Origin of the sequence: Chryseobacterium angstadtii (assembly GCF_001045465.1) — a bacterium.
Taxonomy (GTDB): domain Bacteria; phylum Bacteroidota; class Bacteroidia; order Flavobacteriales; family Weeksellaceae; genus Chryseobacterium; species Chryseobacterium angstadtii.
In genome coordinates, this window is record NZ_LFND01000005.1 from 75,024 (window position 1) to 95,038 (window position 20,015).

The 20,015-nt window shown below is 37.5% G+C and carries 20 protein-coding genes; 13 read left to right on the forward strand and 7 right to left on the reverse strand.

What is annotated here, in order from left to right:
* Nucleotides 1-168: 168 nt before the first annotated feature.
* The 4 genes from ACM46_RS15265 to ACM46_RS15280 form a co-directional block, all read right to left on the reverse strand.
* Nucleotides 169-1,371, reverse strand: coding sequence for an MFS transporter (locus ACM46_RS15265; protein ID WP_048507820.1), 1,203 nt, complete (start codon nt 1,369-1,371; stop codon nt 169-171).
* 216 nt (nt 1,372-1,587) lie between these two features.
* On the reverse strand, nt 1,588-2,199 hold the full coding sequence (locus ACM46_RS15270) for a response regulator transcription factor (protein ID WP_048507555.1): 612 nt from the start codon (nt 2,197-2,199) through the stop codon (nt 1,588-1,590).
* The gene (locus tag ACM46_RS15275) at nt 2,192-2,626 is read right to left on the reverse strand and encodes a hypothetical protein (RefSeq protein WP_048507556.1); all 435 of its coding nucleotides are present in this window, start codon (nt 2,624-2,626) and stop codon (nt 2,192-2,194) included. The genes ACM46_RS15270 and ACM46_RS15275 overlap by 8 nt, the downstream gene beginning before the upstream one ends.
* 776 nt (nt 2,627-3,402) lie before the next feature.
* The gene (locus ACM46_RS15280) at nt 3,403-4,050 is read right to left on the reverse strand and encodes a DUF1349 domain-containing protein (protein ID WP_048507821.1); all 648 of its coding nucleotides are present in this window, start codon (nt 4,048-4,050) and stop codon (nt 3,403-3,405) included.
* 82 nt (nt 4,051-4,132) lie between these two features.
* Here ACM46_RS15280 and ACM46_RS15285 point away from each other — a divergent pair, with 82 nt between their 5' ends.
* From ACM46_RS15285 to ACM46_RS15325, 9 genes are all read left to right on the forward strand, one after another.
* Complete coding sequence (locus ACM46_RS15285; protein ID WP_048507557.1) at nt 4,133-4,882, forward strand: response regulator transcription factor; 750 nt, start codon at nt 4,133-4,135, stop codon at nt 4,880-4,882.
* A gap of 92 nt (nt 4,883-4,974) precedes the next feature.
* Complete coding sequence (locus ACM46_RS15290) at nt 4,975-5,337, forward strand: helix-turn-helix domain-containing protein (protein WP_048507558.1); 363 nt, start codon at nt 4,975-4,977, stop codon at nt 5,335-5,337.
* A gap of 402 nt (nt 5,338-5,739) precedes the next feature.
* The gene (locus tag ACM46_RS15295) at nt 5,740-6,996 is read left to right on the forward strand and encodes an aminotransferase class I/II-fold pyridoxal phosphate-dependent enzyme (protein WP_048507559.1); all 1,257 of its coding nucleotides are present in this window, start codon (nt 5,740-5,742) and stop codon (nt 6,994-6,996) included.
* A gap of 6 nt (nt 6,997-7,002) precedes the next feature.
* A complete protein-coding gene (locus ACM46_RS15300) occupies nt 7,003-7,632 on the forward strand; it encodes a TetR/AcrR family transcriptional regulator (protein WP_048507560.1) in 630 nt (209 codons plus the stop codon).
* Between the two features lie 98 nt (nt 7,633-7,730).
* Nucleotides 7,731-8,816 carry a DNA polymerase III subunit gamma/tau gene (gene dnaX, locus ACM46_RS15305; RefSeq protein WP_048507561.1) on the forward strand — a complete coding sequence of 362 codons (1,086 nt, stop codon included), beginning with the start codon at nt 7,731-7,733 and terminating at the stop codon, nt 8,814-8,816.
* A gap of 32 nt (nt 8,817-8,848) precedes the next feature.
* Entirely contained in the window at nt 8,849-9,424 is a 576-nt protein-coding gene (locus ACM46_RS23700; RefSeq protein WP_241486029.1) for a hypothetical protein, read from the forward strand.
* Between the two features lie 431 nt (nt 9,425-9,855).
* Nucleotides 9,856-10,935 (forward strand): chorismate mutase, encoded by a 1,080-nt coding sequence (locus ACM46_RS15315; RefSeq protein ID WP_048507562.1) that lies wholly within the window; start codon nt 9,856-9,858, stop codon nt 10,933-10,935.
* Nucleotides 10,936-11,098: 163 nt separating this feature from the next.
* Nucleotides 11,099-12,025, forward strand: coding sequence for a ribosome small subunit-dependent GTPase A (rsgA, locus tag ACM46_RS15320; RefSeq protein ID WP_048507563.1), 927 nt, complete (start codon nt 11,099-11,101; stop codon nt 12,023-12,025).
* Nucleotides 12,026-12,716: 691 nt separating this feature from the next.
* Nucleotides 12,717-13,133, forward strand: a complete 417-nt coding sequence (locus tag ACM46_RS15325) for a nucleoside-diphosphate kinase (protein ID WP_048507564.1) — start codon at nt 12,717-12,719, stop codon at nt 13,131-13,133.
* Nucleotides 13,134-13,209: 76 nt separating this feature from the next.
* Here the strand turns inward: ACM46_RS15325 and ACM46_RS15330 are convergent, their stop codons facing one another.
* A complete protein-coding gene (locus tag ACM46_RS15330) occupies nt 13,210-15,054 on the reverse strand; it encodes an alpha-L-fucosidase (RefSeq protein WP_048507823.1) in 1,845 nt (614 codons plus the stop codon).
* A gap of 191 nt (nt 15,055-15,245) precedes the next feature.
* Here ACM46_RS15330 and chrA point away from each other — a divergent pair, with 191 nt between their 5' ends.
* From chrA to ACM46_RS15350, 4 genes are all read left to right on the forward strand, one after another.
* Entirely contained in the window at nt 15,246-15,461 is a 216-nt protein-coding gene (gene chrA / locus ACM46_RS15335) for an MNIO class RiPP chryseobasin precursor ChrA (protein WP_048507565.1), read from the forward strand.
* 3 nt (nt 15,462-15,464) lie between these two features.
* The gene (chrH, locus tag ACM46_RS15340; RefSeq protein WP_083997424.1) at nt 15,465-16,559 is read left to right on the forward strand and encodes an MNIO family chryseobactin maturase; all 1,095 of its coding nucleotides are present in this window, start codon (nt 15,465-15,467) and stop codon (nt 16,557-16,559) included.
* A 41-nt stretch (nt 16,560-16,600) separates the two neighbouring features.
* On the forward strand, nt 16,601-17,089 hold the full coding sequence (chrI, locus tag ACM46_RS15345; RefSeq protein ID WP_173426492.1) for a chryseobasin maturation helper ChrI: 489 nt from the start codon (nt 16,601-16,603) through the stop codon (nt 17,087-17,089).
* Between the two features lie 321 nt (nt 17,090-17,410).
* A complete protein-coding gene (locus tag ACM46_RS15350; protein ID WP_048507568.1) occupies nt 17,411-18,043 on the forward strand; it encodes a DUF4082 domain-containing protein in 633 nt (210 codons plus the stop codon).
* Between the two features lie 70 nt (nt 18,044-18,113).
* Here the strand turns inward: ACM46_RS15350 and rpe are convergent, their stop codons facing one another.
* Together rpe and chrP are read right to left on the reverse strand one after the other, a co-directional pair.
* Nucleotides 18,114-18,764, reverse strand: coding sequence for a ribulose-phosphate 3-epimerase (rpe, locus tag ACM46_RS15355; RefSeq protein WP_048507569.1), 651 nt, complete (start codon nt 18,762-18,764; stop codon nt 18,114-18,116).
* 132 nt (nt 18,765-18,896) lie between these two features.
* A complete protein-coding gene (chrP, locus tag ACM46_RS15360; RefSeq protein WP_048507570.1) occupies nt 18,897-19,970 on the reverse strand; it encodes a chryseobasin maturation metalloprotease ChrP in 1,074 nt (357 codons plus the stop codon).
* Between the last annotated feature and the right edge of the window lie 45 nt (nt 19,971-20,015).

Sequence of the window (20,015 nt, forward strand, 5' to 3'; positions counted from 1 at the left end):
GAATTGCAAATATTATGCCCAGCATTACAGTAAAAGCCTCGTGATTTTGAATGTTTTGTTAATTTTTTCTATAAATAATTAATTATATGTTAAAATAATACAGTTTTAGCCTAAAAATAACCGGATGGTGAAAAATAAATGAGGTACCTATGTGGTAGATAAAAGTGGTTAAAGATTCTTAACCGTTGCCGAGTCTCTGTTTTTTAAGGCCAGAATAAGTGAAATCCCGATGGAAAATAGAATGATTGAGATAAAAACGGTCCAGGAAAATGCATGAAGGATATAGCCGGTACCGCTTCCCAGAATACTGGATCCGAAATAATAAAAAAGCCAGTAAATAGAAGTGGCTGAAGATTTTCCATGCTTTGCCCGTAATGCTGTCATTTGGCTGGCCATCGTGTGAGCCGCAAAAAAAGCCAGTGTAAAGAGCCCCAGACCAAAAATTACAACATAGATATTTTCCGAAAGCAGGAGAGAAGCTCCACAAAACATAAAGATAACCGAACCTTTCAGAATACGTGAATGGCTGAACCTTTTGGAAAGCCTACTCGTAATCATAGTCCCGAAAACCCCGAAAGTATACATTAAAAAGATAAAGGCAATCACAAAATGGCTGAGAGAGAAAGGCGGGTCTTCCAGTCTGAAGGTAAGATAATTATATACACTCACAAAAGCGCCCATGAGAAGAGCAGCCATACAGTATAAACGGAGCATATAAGGATCTGTAAAAAACCTTCTCATCTGTTTTACTTTGAGAGAATAGTCAGTTTCCTGCGGATTAAAGAACCTGGACTCCGGGAAAAGCTTCCAGAAAACGAGGCCCAGAACAAGGCTTTCTATTCCTATAATCAGAACGGCATTCCGCCAGCCGAATTCTCCGGAAAGAAGGGTAGCGAATATTCTTCCGCTCATTCCGCCAATGGTATTTCCGCTCAGATACATACTGATGGCCAGGGCAACTACAGAAATATGTACTTCTTCTGTGAGATAAGCCAAAGCAACGGAAGAAACACCGGATACCACAAAACCTTTAATGACTCCTACCGCAATAAGCATACTGAGGCTGGGCATCCATGCTGAAATAATGGTAAGGATGGCAGAGGATATCAGCGAAAAAGTCATCAGTTTTTTTCTTGAATAACTGTCTGCTTTAAAAGCGAAAAACAGCAGTCCTATTGCCATACCAATGGTGGAAGAAGAAACAAGCAGCGAGCTGTCTCCGGCAGTAGTCCTGAAATATTCGGCAACTGTAGGCAGCATGGGCTGAAAAAGATAAAGCTGTGCAAATACGGAAAGCCCCGAAAAAAAGATACAAAACTTTATATACCGGAAACGCCGGCTTCCTTTTTCCGCTTTTTCAGATAGATCCATGATTCTTTTTACATTTAGAAAGGCTGTGACTTTTATAGACACTAAAAGTTCTGCAAAGTTCAGGATATTTTCTCAATTCTGAAAACGCTTTACTCAATTGGGTATATTGGCAAAACCGATGATAAGATAATTATTTTCTTTTGGATAGAGACCGGATACTATAACTCCATATTCCGGTCTCAGTATTAAGAAGGGGTGCTGTAAATGCACCATCCTTTAATGCATCATTTCGTGCACTTTAATCAGTTCGGCAATATTGCTGATGTTCAGTTTTTTGAAAATTCTTTTTTTATAAGTGCTTACGGTAGACATCTGGATATCCAGTTTGTTTCCGATTTCCAGATTTCCGCTTCCGTTGGCAAGAAGTTTGAAAATTTCGTATTCTCGGGAAGACAGTTTTTCAGAAGGATTGCTTTTTTTATTCTGAATGATAAGCCCAATCAGTTCACCGGGATAATAGTATCCTTTTTCGATGACCGATTTTACCGCTTCCTGGATCTCCTCTTCACTGCTCTGTTTGCTGAGGTAGCCTTCAGCTCCTTCACGGATGTATTGTATGGCTACATTTTTATCATACCCTGAAAATACAAGGATTTTTAAACTTTCCTGTATACTTTTAAGTTCAGAGATCATTTTTTTATACTGGGTTCCCGGCATATCAATATCCAGGAGAAGCAGATCGTAATGTTGGGTATGCAGATGTTGCTGTACCTGCTCATAGTTTTCTGCAAAATCTATTTTTAAATCAGGATAGGCAGATTCCAGCACTAAAGCAGTTCCTGCCCTCACTACATAGCGATCATCAGCAATTAAGATTTTTTCATTCATAAAAATTGACTTTAATAAGAGATAGTTCATGAGGGAAATTGAGGACTGGATTATTTAATGGATGCTTTTTTAAAGCCCCTATAATCGTACTCAGCCTGAATTCTTTTCCTCCGGAACAGGGATTTTCAAACTCCAGACAATACAAGCGGCGGGGGATGCCGGCTTTTCTTTCTGCAATTTTTCTTATTCCCGCATTGATGGTTATTTTAATTAGTTTTTGGTTATTTTCAATGGTATTTTGAAGGATTCTGCTGTATTTTGATATTAGTGTGTTGATAGAGGTCCGGAATAGCCCACGACCATTCTTAGCAGTGGTCTTAGCAATGTTTTGCGAAAGTCCCTTGCCATGATTACGTACTGTGAAAGTATGACACTGTCCGTAAATACTCGAAAACAATATTACAAAAAACAAGGTCCTTGCCTTCATAAATGCATAAATGATCTATGTTTTCCGCTTGATCAGGGCGAAAATGTATTAATAATAGTCATTGTACAAGTCGAAGTTTTTTTAAGGGTTGGGAATAACTGAATACAATTTTTTTTCATTAAATATTTCTATGTTTTGTGCCTTGTAATTAAACAACTTTGGTGTAGGCTGTAAAATTAGTGATTTTGTACGCATAAATTATCATAATATAGAATATTTGATATGAATTTTATCCGAAGGAATAAGCCACAGGCAGAAATAGGTGTAGTTAAATTTCTACAGGAGGTGACATATTATTCTACGGATTTTGTTTCCTTATCATTTTGAAGAATTTTAATTTTGATTGACTGCTTCAGGAAAGCTGATCCCGGATTCTTTTGAATTAACAGGCCGGTCTAATGAATTCTGAAAGCACAGATGTAAGCGCTGAATGACTTGTTCCCTCATAGAATTTCGGCCTTTTATCGATGAAGATATCTGGCTGGCAGAACAGGATCCCTTCAATATGACTCATTATACATGCTTTTTTTTATATTCTAACCAGGTCCGGAACACTTTTATAAGTACTCCGGATTTTTTTATTAATCAGGAAACAATGAATATCCGCTTAATAGCCATGTCAAGGTTCAAAACCTTGACATGGCTAGCTTCCACCTTACACTTCAAGTGCCCGAACCTATTAAAAGAACTTTACCAGGAACTCAGAGTAAATTAAAAACCTCCCCAAAAAGGGAGGCGAATAAAAATTGACTGTATATTGAATGAAAATTCAATCGTTATTGGTTGTTTTTGAGCCATTGAAGCCTGCGCTGATCGGGGAGATGCTTTACTTTGAAATTCTCAAAAACGGCAGTAAATCCTTTTCCGTCCGGACAAGCGGCCATTAAGCCTATCATTATGGGCGTGTTATCCTGAAGATGAGCATTACGCATCATCGTATAGGTTTTGTCATCAAAAGAGTAGAAGACTTCCACTGCATCAAGCCGCCTGACTGCTTTTATCCAGACCGAATCAGGAATTTTGTCTAATGAAACCACACTCCAGTCACTTGTTCCGTGGGTAACAACGGTGCTCAGGTTGTATTTTCCGTCTACAAATTCGATTCCTGCTTTGATATAATTTTCTTTATCAATTCTTAACATGAGTCCCATCTGATCAAACCGGGCTTTATAATTTCCGGTAATCTTCACTTTTGCCTCAAACTCGCCTCCGTAAGTCGTATAATAGAAAGGAGCATCATCTACCGTGAAACCGTAATGGGAAATTCTCCAGTAATCGCTTTGAGGAGTAACAAACATAGATAAACTGTTGTTTTTAATCTCCCATTTTTCGGGTTCATTGAACCAGTTCATCTTTTCCAGTGTCTGGGCAAAGGTATGCTGCATCAATGAAAAGATACAGAAACTTAAAACCAATTTTTTCATTCTGTTTAGCTGGACGTAAATTATTATTTTAGCAAAAGTATTGCGAAACCCCATTTCTGCCAATACTGATAAATAACCATTTATGAACATCATAGAAAAACTGAACAGCCGGCTTCTGGACAAAATGGCAGACAGATGTAAGCTTGACATAGAGATTTACAAGCAGGCTGCATTGATGTATGCTCAAATGGAAGGCGCCATATCCGTCCTGAGTGATATGCAGGCCGATAAAAGTTATGTTTACAAATCCAAGACGGCTCTCGAGCTGGGACTCAGAACTGAGGAAAATCCTGCAGAGATCAATTCTATATGGGAAGAGGAGATCATAAAAAAGATACATCCGGATGACAGGCTTAAAAAATATATTCATGAGCTAAGGTTTTATGAACTGATGGATTCTATAGAGCCAGACTCCAGAGCTGATTACTGTGTCCTTTCAAAAATCAGGATGAAAGATAAAAATAATGAGTACAGAATGGTGAAGCACCGCATGTTCTACATCTATTCACCAGACAACGGAAAGCTGAGATTTGCCCTGTGTCTTTATCATATGGCTCTTAATCAGAAGCATCCTCTGATTTCAGATTTTATGATCATCAATACCTGCAAAGGAGAAGTAATTGCAAAAGATAAGCTTGATTATCAGAGTATTCTGTCTAAAAGAGAGCTGGAGATCCTGAAATATGTGGGAGAAGGATATGCCAGTAAAGAAATAGCCGGATTTCTTTCCATCAGTATCAATACGGTAAGCAGACACCGCCAGAATATCCTTGAAAAACTGAATGTAAAGAATTCCGTACAGGCTTTTAAAGACGGTTTTTATGAACAGTAGATTGAACCCCTGCTGAAAATCCGAAGAGTCAACCATGTTTTTTTTATTCTTATCTTTAATTTTATAGATTGAAATTTTACTATAAACAAATGATGATAATGAAAAGAAGTGAAGAAATTACCCTGCAGTATTTCGCCTTCCTTGAAAAGCATATTCAGGAGGTGCTTTCCGGAGCGGTGCCGGAATTTATGGAGCTCAATGAAATTGCCGGACAGCTGGCAGTTTCTCATAAACACCTTACAGATACTGTGAAAAAAGAGAAAGGGAAGCATCCCTGCTATTTTTATGATGAGAAAATCATTCATGAAGCCAAAATCATGATTGCTGATTCGGAGCAGTCTATTGCTGAAATAGCCAGAATATTCACTTATGATCCTTCCAATTTTTCCAAATTCTTTAAAAAAATGACCGGAACTACACCGGGAAAATTCAGAAAAAATTACAGTTCTGAGTGAAAACTAAAAATAATGACGCTTACGGAAATTAAGTCTACTTTTTGTATACTCTTTTGAATTTGTAAAATGCCGGAAATTTTTACAAACCGAAATAACAAAAGAAAAATAATATTTTAGAAATGAGGCAATTGTGAGAACAGTTGTCTTTTTTTTATGATTTGTTTATAAATAGTGATTTATTGTTGTCTTTTTTTTGTTAAATTTAATTCACTAAAAACTAATTAACTGTTAAAATACGCAGCAAAATATCATGATCATTAAAATAATTTGATTGCCAGATCGTAAGGTGAAAGATCTTATATCATGTATAATATTTAATGAAATAGATGGATTTAACAAGCATCAAATAATCATATATTTGTTTCTTCAAACAACTAACATTAACAACTAACAACATTAAGGATGAGTATCGATTTTACAACAGCAACATTCAAGGACTTTGAGAATATTCCCGATTACAATATTCTTCAAAGAGCAGAAATTTTCAGCGACTTTCTGGACTATATGAAATCCAACGGACGCTTACATTACAGATTGAGAAATACTTCAGGGACCAATGCCACATTAAATGTGAAAATTGAAGACCAAAGCAGAGAATACGTAAGTTTTGTATCCAGCGATTATCTTGGATTTACACAGCACCCTAAAGTAAAACAGGCTGCGATTGAGGGAATAGAAAAATACGGAACGGGTACGGGAGCCACGCCGCTTATCGGAGGTTATTTTGATTATCACGACCGGTTGGAAAACAGAATTGCAGATTTTTTTGGAAGACAGGGAGAAGAAGCCGTTGTTTTTACCACCGGATATACCGCGAATAGTGCCATGCTGCAATGTCTTATGAAAGGAGAGGATCTGGCTATTTTAGACATGGCAGTTCACGCCAGTGTTCATGAAGGATGTGCTTTTACCAATAAAAAAACATTTCAGCACAACAATTTGGAACATTTGGAACACATTTTGAAGGCTTCAGAGAATCAGTACCGTACAAAACTCGTTGTAATCGATGGAGTGTATTCCCAAGATGGTGATATTTCGCATACCAGAGAGATCTATGACCTTGTTAAAAAGTATAATGCTTTCCTGATGGTAGATGATGTTCATGGGATCGGAGTGTTGGGAGAAACAGGAAGAGGAACCCTTGAGCAGGCAGACTTACTACAAAAAGTGGACATTATGACAGGGACATTCAGTAAGACCTTTGGTAATCTTGGTGGATATGTCATTGCTAATAAAAAAATAGCAACATTCCTAAAATTCCAGTCCCGTCAGCAGATTTTTTCCGCCACAGCGCCCCCTTCATCAGCAGGAGTGATTAAAGCTATTGACCTGATAGATGAAGAGCCGATCTGGAGAGAAAGGCTTTGGAACAATATCAATTATTTAAAGAAAGGACTTGATGATCTGGGACTTGATACAGGAATTACCTGCTCTGCCATAGTCCCTGTAAAGATTGGAGATCCTCATATTACGGGAGATGTAGGAAGATTATTAATGGAAAACGGCATTTATACAAACCCTATTATATATCCTGCCGTTTCCAGAAAAGATGCCAGAATCAGGATGAGTGTAACAGCCAGACATGAGAAAGAGCATTTGGATAAAACTTTAAATATATTTGAAGATATCAATACAAAATTGCATATTGCAAAAAAATAATAAATTATGCCCAGAAAAGTAGTGCAAGGTCCCATCAGGGATAAAGAAAAAACCAAACAGAAACTGCTCGCCGCAGTAGGTAAAATCCTTAGAGTAAAAGGTTATTCAGGATTAAAAGTAAGTAAAATCGCAGCTGTAGCCGGTTTCGATAAAAAGCTTATTTATGAATACTTCGGTAGTACAGATAAGCTTATTGATGAATACATCAGATCTCAGGATTATTGGAGCAGAGTGAATCAGGAATCTGTAGATGTAGATCTTTCCGACGGAGGAAAAGAACTTTGTAAGAAAGCTGTACTGAACCAGTTCGAAAGCTTTAAGAAAAACAAAGAACTGCAGAAAATTATTCTTTGGGAACTTTCGGAAAGCAAACCAATCCTTAGAAAATTGGTAGAGCAGAGAGAAGAAGCCGGAGAAGTTCTGTTTGAAAACATTATCGATCCTTATTTTGGTGACCAGGCAGTAAGAACAAGGGCTATTATGGCATTGCTTGTTTCAGGAGCTTATTATCTCAATCTTTATACAGGGTACAATGCCAGCAAATTCTGTGGTATTGATCTGAAAAGTGATGAAGGAAGAAAAGCAATTGAAGAAGCTATCGTTGAATTAATTGATCTTTCTTACACTAAAAAATAATGATTAAAAGTTTTCCGATTTTACCGAAAATAATTTTTTGTTGATAATTTGAAAACTTTTAATTTTCAGATTAAAACTATATTTCTTATTTTTGACCAATGGAAAATTTTATCGTATCTGCAAGAAAATATCGCCCCCAGCAGTTTGACACTGTAGTAGGGCAGTCTCATATTACAGATACGCTGGAACACGCCATTGAAGAAAATCAGCTGGCTCAGGCGTTGCTTTTCTGTGGTCCCAGAGGTGTAGGTAAAACTACATGTGCCAGAATCCTGGCAAGAAAGATCAACGAAAAGGACGGCTCAGTTTCAGAAGACGGTTTCGCCTATAATATCTATGAGCTGGATGCTGCATCCAACAATTCTGTGGATGATATCCGCGAGCTGATAGATCAGGTACGCTTTGCGCCTCAGGTAGGTAAATATAAAGTTTACATTATCGATGAGGTGCACATGCTGTCTTCTGCTGCCTTCAATGCATTCCTTAAAACCCTTGAAGAACCACCGGCACACGCTATTTTTATTTTGGCGACTACTGAGAAGCACAAAATAATACCCACCATTTTATCGCGTTGCCAGATTTATGACTTCAAGAGAATTACCATTGAGGATATTCAGGGACATTTAAGAAACATCGCCCAAAAGGAAAGCATCCAGTATGAAGACGATGCCCTGTACCTTATCGCTCAGAAAGCTGACGGTGCTTTAAGAGATGCCCTTTCTATTTTTGACAGACTGTCTACTTTTTCCCAAAAAAATATTACGCTGGCCAAAGCCGCAGAAGTATTAAATATTCTGGATTATGATCAGTATCTCAATATAGTGGATCTGGCCAAAGAAAATAAAATTCCCGAAGTCCTGTTTGCTTTCAACGAAATTGTAAAAAAAGGCTTCGATCCCCATATCTTTATTGCTGGGTTGGGAAATCACTTCAGAGACCTGATGATGGCTCAAAACAACAGAACAATAGAGCTTATTGAAGTCGGGGAAAAGACCAAAATGAAGTTTATGGAGCAAAGCCAGAAATGGAGTGCCCAGCAGCTGATAGACGGGATAGAGATCTGCAACCATGCGGATATTAATTATAAGAATTCCAAGAATCCAAGACTTACAGTAGAAATTGCACTGATGCAGCTGTCTTCCCTGACAGCCAATTTAGGCGATACTAAAAAAAAAAGTTCTTAATACTGGCGCCATTTCTCAGTGAAAAGCAGGAAGTGAAAATTCCTGAAAAAGCTCCTGAGAAAATAGAGATAGCAGCCGAAAAACCCGCAGAGCCTGAAACGCTTCAGGAAACAGCGGTAAAAACTACAAAACCTTTATCAAGACAGGGTGCTTCTTCCGGTTTCAGCATTAATTCTTTTCTGAATAAAGAAGAGAAAGAAGTAAAAGAAGAAACCGTAGCCGTAAGAACAGAAAACCTTCCCCAAAACCATTTTACGGAAACAGATCTGCAGATGGAATGGAACCTTATGCTCAAACAGCTCCAGACCAGAAATGGTTTTATCTTTAATGCAGTGAAAGCATTTAAACTGATAAAGGCCGGAGAGAATATCATTAGAGTTCTGTATCCTTCAGATTCTGCCAAAGTGGAGTTCGACAAAATTGCCGGAGAATTCTTTAATCACTTTAGAACAAAAGTTCACAACCATGCTATTGAAGTAGACTATCAGAGAGACTTTGATAATCTCAAGATCGAAGTAGTGACCAAAAGAAAAATGTTCGAAAAATTCATCGAAAAAAACCCGCTTTTAAAAGATCTTGATGATTTAATGAAGTTTGATCTGACATAACTTATTGTATTTTTCATAATTTTTTTTTGTGAGAATAAGTTTTTTTATATCTTTGTCAAAGATTTTTGCAAAAAATACTTTTTTGACAAAAACAAATCAGATTTAAAAAGCTAAACAACAAAAGGTTCAGACCCAAGTGGAAAAATTATTGATCCCATATCTGTCTCATTTTGCACCCGCTAAATTCTTTAGCGGTTATTTTAGTTTTTCTGCTTTCTATTATAGAAATTTCAGAACGTATTATCGATTTTATTGGTACTGCTAACTGAATTTCTTTCCAAAAAATACGGGAAAATTAAAGTCCTTTTGTTTTCCTGATTCCTTTAAAAAACTTTGAACGGCATTTTTTGAAAAGATTTATAAAGTAAATTTTATAATGAAAGGACTATTGCTGTTAATCAAAAAAAATAAAAAACAATAAATTTAAAAGTATGAATTTAAAAGATGTAAAAAATGAGTGGATCAATGAGCTTTCGCAGCCTTTAATGATCGCAGGACCATGCAGCGCGGAAAGTGAAGCTCAGATGCTTGAGACCGCCAGAAGAATAAGGGAAACCAATGCTCAGGTTCCTATTTTCCGTGCAGGAATCTGGAAGCCGCGTACAAAGCCGAATGGTTTCGAAGGAGTAGGTGTAATCGGTCTGAACTGGCTAAAAAAAGTAAAAGAAGAATACGGATTCAAAACGGCTACGGAAGTTGCCAATGCACACCACGTATTTGCTGCTCTGGAGGCTGATGTAGATGTCCTTTGGATTGGAGCACGTTCTACAGTAAATCCATTCACAGTTCAGGAAATTGCTATGGCTTTAAGAGGGACTGATAAGCCTGTTTTCGTTAAAAACCCGGTAAACCCGGATCTTGCTCTATGGATCGGTGCTTTGGAAAGACTTTTAGGACAGGATATTAAAAACCTGGGTGTGATTCACAGAGGATTTTCAACCTACCAGAAAACAAAATACAGAAATAACCCAAACTGGCAGATTGCTCTTGATTTCAAAAGCCAGTTCCCAAATATTCCTATGCTGATAGACCCTTCCCACATCTGCGGAAACAGAACAGGTCTTGCAGATATTACACAGGAAGCATTGAACGTTGGATACCAGGGCGCTATTATTGAATCTCACTGCAATCCTGATGAGGCCTGGAGTGACGCTTCACAACAGATTACGCCTGAAGTATTGGCAGAACTGATCGGAAATTTAAAAGTAAGAAATTCCGGATTGGCAGGTTTCGACAATGAAATGGGACGACACAGAACCCTGATCTCTGACCTCGATTTTCAATTGATAGAACTTCTTTCTCAAAGAATGAAGATCTCCGAGAAAATCGGAAAACTTAAAAAAGAGAATGACATTGCTATTTTCCAGCCTGAAAGATGGAAAGTGATCACGGAATACGCAACGCAAAAAGCAAAAGAAACCGGAATGTCACAGGAGTTTATTGAGAAAGTTTTCAAAGCGATTCACGAAGAATCTATTGAAGTACAGAACAGTATTATGATCGAAAGATAATCAGTAACAGGATTGAAGAAGGAGAAATTTATTCCTATTCATTCTTGTAGAAAGATAAATATTAGGGCTTAGAGCGTTTGGATTAAGGGAAAATTATATTTTTGTTTTCAACTATATCCTAGACTCTAAGCCCTAATTCCTTATATTTGCATCCACATTATCTATGAAAGGCAAAATCATTAAATCTACAGGTAGCTGGTACCAGGTCATGGAGCTCGAAACAAATACAATTTTCGAAGCCAGGATTCGTGGCAAATTCAAACTTATTAAGACAAGACTTACCAATCCGCTTGCTGTAGGAGATTTTGTAGAATTTCAGTTGGAACAGGATGATATCGCCTGGATTACCAAAATAGAGCCGCGTACCAATTATCTCATCAGAAAATCGGTCAACCTTTCCAAAGAAGCCCATATTATTGCTTCCAATATAGATTTGGCCTGCTTTATTTTTACGCTGAAGCATCCCGAAACCTCATTGGGATTCCTGGATAGATTTCTAGCCTGTTGTGAAGCCTATAATATTACCCCTTTACTGTTATTTAACAAGATGGATGTTCTGAATGAGGAAGAAATAGAACTTGTAAAGGACATAGAATTCCTGTATCAGGAAATAGGGTATGATACGTTGGAAATTTCTTCTTATTCCAAACTGAACTTTGAGGATCTTCAGGAACTTCTTAAAGATAAAACCTCTGTATTCTTCGGACATTCGGGATGTGGAAAATCTACTCTCGTTAATGCATTGCAGCCTGGTTTGAACCTAAAAACGTCTGAAATTTCAGATTCCCATCTGAAAGGAAAACATACCACTACTTTTGCACAGATGTATTTCTGGGATTTTGGCGGAAATGTTATTGATACACCCGGAGTACGTGAATTTGCCATGATTGACATTGAAAAAGAAGAAGTGCAGCATTATTTTCCGGAGATCTTCAAAAAAAGAGAAGAGTGTAAATTTCACAACTGTCTTCACGTCAATGAGCCTAAATGTGCCGTTCTCGCTTCCCTTGAGACGGGAGAAATTCAGCATTCCCGCTATGCCAACTATGTAAAACTCATGGAAGAGGCTGAAGAAGCTTCACTGAAATAAGCTCTGGTTTTTTAGCAAGCCTGAATTGTTTTCTGTTTGTTAGAACTTTTTATGAGAAGGAAGGGGCAAACAGAGATGGATAGAAACTGCTTTGTTCGGAAAAATCCTGTGGTGAGCCTTTTGATAAATTGTACTGACTTTGTTACCGGATTCAGGTCTTCGAAGCTGTAATTTTTTTATAATTTTTCCTCGAAATAATTTTATCATACTTGTCGCTGCCTTTTTTAAGTTAATTTTTTTCTGACAACACCATTTTTTTCAATATACTGTGCGTCTTATTTTACAATAACTCCACTTTTTCCCTCTTAAATTTCTGCCAATATGAACTTTTATTTAAATTCATATTCTGTTTACAATTTATTGCATAAAAAAAAATTTAAAAAATGCATTTATTTCATTGATTACAATAGAAGCAATAATGTATTAATATGGTTTTTATAGGTTTTAAAAATTATCAAATATTCAATAAAATGATTGATTTTTTACAAATAAAAAACCCAGCCGAAGCTGGGTAAAAACTAATAACCATGAAAACTCAAATTAAACATGAGAATCGTAATATAATTAACAATTACTGTGCCAAAGTTTTTTCTGCATTTCTTAATAAAAGTTATTTTTATGTTAAAAAAAAATTAAAATAAAAATCAAAGATATTTTTTGTAATTTTGCGGCATTAAAAAAATATACATTTATGTCTAACATTACATTCACTATGATTAAGCCTGATGCAGTAGCAGACGGACATATCGGTGCTATATTAGGTAAGATTGCAGAAGGAGGTTTTAAGATTAAAGCTCTAAAATTAACTCAGCTTACTGTAGCTGATGCTAAAAAATTCTACGAAGTACACGCTGAAAGACCATTTTACGGAGAGTTGGTAGAATTTATGAGTTCAGGTCCTATCGTTGCTGCTGTTTTAGAGAAAGATAATGCAGTTGAAGACTTCAGAACATTAATCGGTTCTACAAACCCTGCAGAAGCAGCAGAAGGTACAATCAGAAAAATGTTTGCAAGAAGCATCGGAGAAAATGCTGTTCACGGTTCTGATTCTAACGAGAACGCTCTTATCGAAGCTCAATTCCACTTTTCAGGAAGAGAGATTTTCTAAGAAAACGACCTTTAAAATATAGAAACCAGAGAATTTTCTCTGGTTTTTTTGTGTCATAATGTCTTAAAACAGATGTCTATAAATTGTTCTCAATAGCGCCAACCCCTTCTCTGTACAGTTCTACGGGCTTGTCAAGCAATACGGCAATGACTGTCATATTTTTATCAAGCCTGTCTTTCGGAACATCAATATAAACCACTCCGGGAGTATCGCTCCAGTAAAGCTTATTATATGTCTGATGCTGAATCATGGATCCTTCACCTGCAATCCTGATTCTGGCAATATTATTTTTTATTCCTTTTAAAGCAACAGGGCCTGTAGGAGTGCCTTCCACAAACAGATATAAGGTCTGTTTATCACTGGAAAGAGCACTCATCCCGGAATAATGTCCTTCCGGAAGACCTTTTCCGGTTTCGTATAATGCTTCCGCATGTTTGCTGATCCACTGCAGCGTCTCAGAATTGGTCTTAGCTGTTTTTTTAATTTTCATTTCCTGTCCGTCACTGGTAAGTCCGGAGTTATTGAGAAGATTGTTTCCGCTATACAGAAGATTGGCCAGATCATAAACCGCCGTTTTAGTTTTTTTACTTTCTAAAATATCATTCAGGGAATAAGAATCCGCAAGGAAATTTTTCAAAAAAATGGGTTGATCTTTGAAAACAAGTTCTACTGTTGTGACATCTTTGTCAAATTTTATTTGAGACAGATCGAGAGTCATCGTACTTTTATTTTCAAAACTAATTCCTACTTTGGCGCCCGGATCGCCGACAACCTTTACAGCATAGGGTTTATTGGTAACGCCATACAGTTTCACGAAATCCTTAGCTTCTTCAAGGTAAAGGAATACCGATTTTTTTGATTGTGAAACCGAAGATTTTCCTTTGAAATTTTCAAAAGGAATCCCTTCATCCGTTCCGTAGATCGCTTCTTTGTTTTTTGAAGTCCATCTTCCGAGATCCTTTAAAATCTCAACCTGTTTTTCAGGAATAGTACCGTCAGATTTCGGACCGATATTGAGCAGTAAATTTCCTCCCATACTCATCACATCGGTCAATGTTCTTATCAGCATATTGGACGTTTTATAACGATCGTCATACGTCTGATATCCCCAGGAATCATTCATGGTATAGCAGAGTTCCCAGTATTTGCTTTGCGGTCTTTCAACCGGAATGCCTTGTTCGGGGGTATCATAATCCCCCGGAATGCTGAGTCTTGAATTGATGATGATATTAGGATTGTACTTTTTTAAGATGTCAGAGGTTTTAGAAGCTTCCCACTCTTCAGGGGTATGTTCCCAATCGCCGTCGAACCACAAAAGATCCGGCTGATATTGTGAAGAGAGTTCGTTCAGCTGGGTCTGATAATAGTTGACGAACTGCTTCCAGCGCTTTGGATCACTGCCGATTTCATATCTTTTTTTTGTCCGGGTATTGATGTCGTAATAAGGATGACTCCAGTCAGGAAGAGAAAAATAAAGCCCTGTTTTCAGCCCTGATTTTTTAAGGTTGCTTATCAAAGGAGTTAAAACATCTTTTTTAGCTAAAGAGTGAGAAGGAATAGTTGTTGCTTTATCGGCTTTTGAGTTCCATAATGCAACGCCGTCATGATGTTTGGTGGTGATCACGGTGTATTGTGCACCGGAGTTTTTGATCAGATCAGCCCATTGATCCGGTTGGTATTGTGATGCTGAAAACCCATTCAGTTGCTTCATGTAATTTTCATGGTTGATATAGTTGTTAAAGAATGACCATGATTCTGAAATTCCATCAACAGAATAGATTCCCCAATGAATCATAATGCCGAGCTTGGCATTTTTAAACCACTCCATTTTTTTATCATCCGAAGATTTCGTTTGAGCATGAATACTGCACGATACCAACATTAATCCTAAGAAAAAGGCTTTGATCCACCTGTGTTTCATTTTCCACTTTTTATTAAACCTTAAATATAAATAAAGAAGATCAGATTTTTCAATAATAACACTGAATACTATCTTCAATATAAAAATAATAAGCTTAAACTTTTTATTTTAAAATATTCTACCTGTAATTGTTGTAATTTTAGAACAATCATAAATGGAATACTTATTGTAAGTTTCATCAAAAAGGTAATATGAAAATTCCAGCAATAGTAATGGCCAGCTTAGTGGCCGTAAGTGTTTCCGGACAGACGACAAAACCTGTGAAAAAAGGAAGCAAACCTGTTAAGAAAGTAGTGAAGAAAGCAGATTCTCCGAAAACCGTAAAAGCGGCCGAGCCCAAAGTGGTACTCAAAAAAGATACCATCCTGAAGCATGGCGGAGGTTGCCCAGCCTGTGGAATGGGATAGTTTATGAAGAAGCCGCTATTGGGTTTGTCTATGATGCCGGAAGCAGATTTTGTTTCCGCAATACTTCCTTTGCTGCAGGATCATTCTGTAGAGGTATTGGAATGGTCTTTTGATACCTTTTTTGATGAAAAAGAACCTGAATGGCTTTCCGGGTTGTTGGATTTTTACTCAGCAAACAACAGGCTTTTAGGACATGGAGTGTACTATTCTCTCTTTGATGCAAGATGGACCGGGCGGCAGGAAATCTGGCTTGAAAAATTAAAAGAAGAATGTAAACATAGAAAATACAGCCATATTACCGAGCATTTCGGTTTTGTGAACACTGAAAATTTTCATCAGGGCGTTCCGTTGCCCGTTCCGCTTCACCCTCAGATACTTCAGATAGGAAAAGACAGGCTGAAAAGACTTCAGGATGCTGTGGAAGTTCCTGTGGGAGTTGAGAATCTCGCTTTTTCATTTTCCATAGAAGATGTAAAAGAGCAGGGAGAGTTTTTATACAGGCTTGTGGAAGATATAGACGGTTTTCTTATTCTCGATCTTCACAATATATACTGCCAGTCCTGTAATTTTGAAAAAGATATGCAGGAAATTATCCGGCAGTATCCGCTAGAAAAAGTAAAAGAAATTCACCTTTCGGGAGGGAGTTGGCAGGAAAGTGCTTATGGGAAGAAATTGATAAGAAGAGATACGCATGATGACCGTATTCCGGATGAAATCCTGCTCGTACTGCCTGAAGTGTTATCCCAATGTCCTTCTCCTGAATATGTTATCATTGAAAGGCTGGGGCATACTTTAAACACAGAGGCTGAGAGACATATTTTCCTGGAAGATTTTAAAAAAGTTAAAGACATTATTGAGGCTTTTGATGGGTATTCTGATGAAAATAAACCGGGATCCCGAATGACCGGGAAATATTCAGAGCCGGTTGAAGATTTTTTGCTGTATGATGAACAGACAAAGCTGACAAAGTTGTTGTTTGATGAAAATAATGTTGAGTTTATAAAAAATCAGAAGTTTCATTATTTCAAACCGGAAAACTGGGACGAGGAAATGATCAATACTGCGCAACAGATTATTAAAAAATGGAATCCTTATTAGGATTTTTTTTGTTTTACATCACAAATCAAAAATAAATGAAAATGACAACGGTATTTTTATTAGTTACTGCCGTGCTTGCGGCTTTGATCGCTGGGCTTTTTTATGCTTATTCATGTTCTGTAGTGCCCGGTCTGGGTAAACTTTCAGATGTGGAGTATTTAAAGTCTATGCAGAGTATTAACCGTGAAATCCTTAATCCGGTATTTTTCATGAGTTTTATGGGAACAGCGGTACTACTCCCGGTGACCACTTTTCTGTTTCGCGGAGAACAGCCTGCTTTCATCCTGCTTCTTTTGGCATGTGCGGCTTATCTTATTGGTGTTTTCGGGGTTACTGTGGTAGGAAATGTCCCTTTAAATGATATGCTGGATAAGTTTGATATCAGCGGTTCAACAGCGGAAGCAATTCAAGAGATGCGCAATAATTTTGAAAACAGATGGAACCTTTTGAATAATGTAAGGACTGCATTTTCGGTCATAAGCATCATTTTAGTGGTCTGTGCATGCTTATGGAACAAACAGGCATCGTAATGATTTTTCAGATTACGTATAAATACTTAATCCTAAATTAGGTATTTATACGGATGCGTCGTATATGATTTTATTTAGATTTTTACATCAGCAATTGCACAGGGAATCAAAAGCATTAAAGTCTTACGACAAAAAAAACTAATAACCACATAAGCTCAAATTCCGCAGGAAAGGCAGCATCCCAAGAGCTGCCTTTTTCTTTTTAATCCGTTTGTATCTAAAAAAACGGTGCAATAACTCCTCTTAAAAGAGTGTTTTTCCTGGTGTTTTACTTTTCAGATATTTTAATCTTTGTCATATCAAATATTAAAATTAAAACCCATGAAACATTTAGAAGTTTTTTTTAAGCTGAGATCGCTATCTCTTAAAAGTTTATGTGCAGTAATAGCGCTGAATTCTATATTCTTAATCACAAGCTGCAGTAAAGATGACGATGAGGCAGCAGTTCCCGTGCCTGTAGTATATGCAGAAGAAAATCCGTTAAATAAATACCATGAAAACGCAGGATTTACTACGGTGACGAATTTTATCAATTCCGGAAATTACGAATTTGGCCTGGCGTTTTCCCCGAATGTAAAAGGAAAAATCAATGCTATTACAGTGAAACTGCCGGATGCAAATCCAAACTTAAAGGTAACGATTTGGGATTACACGGATAAAACCGTTCTCAGAACAGAAATGGTGAATGTATCGGCTTCTAATACTCTGGTAACTAAAGCGATTACGGAACTGGCTCTTGAGAAGGATAAAAAATATATGATTACGATGAATTCGAACGACTGGTACAAAAAAAATAAACCGGACAATACGAATGCAGTATATCCAATCACCGCCGGGAATATCAAATTTTTGGAATATCGATGGGTCGGTACTTCGTCTCAGGTTTTCCCTACTAACATATCATCAGATTACAATGGAGGGGATTTGAGTTTCAATTTTCAGCAGGTAGACTAATAACCAATATATTTCTTTGAGAAAGGGCAGCCCAATTGGCTGCCCTTTTATATGAATAAGTTTGAAACTTCTAAATTTTCAGTAATTCAATGGTTCTTTCCGGACTCTCAGCAGAGAATACGGCATTTCCGGCAACAAGTACATCTGCCCCTGCTTCGAATAATTTGGAAGCATTTTCAAGATTAACTCCACCATCAATTTCAATAAGAGCTGTAGAGTTGTTGCTCAGGATAAGATCTTTGGTTTCAGCGATCTTTTTGTACGTATTTTCAATGAATTTCTGTCCTCCGAATCCGGGATTTACACTCATTAAAAGAACAAGGTCCACATCAGCAATAATATCTTCAAGCATCAGTACCGGAGTAGAAGGATTTAAAACAACTCCAGCTTTTGCCCCCTTGCTCTGGATATGGTGAATGGTTCTGTGAAGATGAGTACACGCTTCATAATGTACGGAAATAAGATCTGCCCCATGATTGATGAATTCATCTACATATTTATCCGGTTCCACAATCATCAGATGAACATCTACAAATTTTTTGGCATGCTGCTGTACGGTTTTCATCACAGGAAAGCCAAATGAAATGTTAGGTACAAATCTTCCGTCCATCACATCAATGTGAAACCAGTCGGCTTGTGAATTGTTCAGCATTTCAATGTCTCTTTGCAGATTCCCAAAGTCTGCGGATAAAAGGGAAGGAGCAATAAGCTTCGTTTTCATTTTTACTTTTATATTAGATATATAGAATCAAGAATCAAGAACCAAGAGTCAGGATAGAATCTTCCGGATATTGGCTATCTTTTATTTCCTATTTTGAACGTCTTGAATCTTGTGTCTTGCATCTTGGTTCTCTTAATGATACTTCAGTTTCATCTCCGGTTTAATCTTCAGAAGCGTTTCGTAGATCAGCTTGATCACGTTGCCTACATCTTCTTTGGACACCATTTCTACTGTTGTATGCATGTAGCGCAAAGGTAAGGAAATTAATGCACTTGGTACTCCGCCGTTAGAGTGGGCAAAAGCATCCGTATCCGTTCCTGTAGCTCTGCTGGCTGCGGCTCTCTGGAAAGGTATTTTTTTAACCTTGGCGGTATCTATGATCAGTTCTCTGATGGTATGGTGAATGCTTGGCGCAAAGAAAACAACAGGGCCGTCACCACATTTCTGGTCGCCTTCTTTTTTCTTCTCAATCATTGGGGTGGTGGTGTCGTGGGTAACGTCCGTTACGATGGCAATATTAGGTTTAATGGTATCAGCAATCATATCTGCACCATACAACCCAACTTCTTCCTGTACGGAATTGGTAATATATAAGCCAAAAGGGATTGTTTTCTTATTTTCTTTTAAAAGTCTTGCCACTTCCGCGATCATAAAGCCGCCGATTCTGTTGTCTAATGCTCTGCAGACAAAGTATCTGTCATTCATTTCAAAGAATTCATCAGGATAGGTGATCATACAGCCCACATAAACGCCCATTTCTTCCACTTCTTTTTTGGAGACAGCGCCACAGTCGATGAAGATGTTTTCAATTTTTGGGGTAGGTTCATTCTGATTGGCTCTGGTATGAATGGCCGGCCATCCGAAAACCCCTTTTACAATTCCTTTTTCTCCATGAATGTGAACCACTTTTGATGGAGCGATCGTCTGATCTGAGCCTCCGTTTCGGATTACATAGATCAATCCATCATCTGTAATGTAATTCACGTACCAGGAGATTTCGTCTGCATGAGCTTCAATAACTACTTTAAATTCAGCCTCGGGATTGATTATCCCATAGCACGTTCCGTAATGATCCACTTCAATTTTGTCTACATAGGGTCTGATGTAATCCATCCAGATTTCCTGGCCTTTATGTTCGTAACCTGTTGGTGAAGAAGTGTTTAGGTATTTTTCTAAAAATTTCAAAGATTTCTTTTCAAATTTCATAAAAAGGAATGATTTTTGCGTTCAATTTTTACTGTTATAAGTGTA